Source organism: Vibrio sp. 10N.222.55.C6, from assembly GCF_041473395.1.
Taxonomy (GTDB): domain Bacteria; phylum Pseudomonadota; class Gammaproteobacteria; order Enterobacterales; family Vibrionaceae; genus Vibrio; species Vibrio crassostreae_C.
Map to the genome: position 1 here is coordinate 1 of NZ_JBFRSD010000819.1, position 217 is coordinate 217.

Annotated in this window: 1 pseudogene; it reads right to left on the minus strand. The window is 46.5% G+C overall.

Features of this window, described 5'->3' with window-relative positions:
• Nucleotides 1–217: pseudogene (locus tag AB4486_RS26345) on the minus strand (dolichyl-phosphate-mannose--protein mannosyltransferase); the annotation flags it as partial.

A 217-nucleotide genomic window follows, 5' to 3' on the forward strand; every position in this document is an offset into this window, starting at 1 on the left:
ACAATCGACCACGGCGCAGCTGCTTGAATCCAGAAAACCCAAATCATTCCTCTTGTTTCATCATGGGCTGAACCATAAAGATCCCCTTCCCAACCACTCACAACAAAACGCTTAAAGTGCTCGCCAACAATAAAGTAATCAATAAAACCCGGTGTTGCCATTTCAGCCATGATGTACCAAGGCAAGGCAATCGCCAGCATCACACCTAAGCCAGACA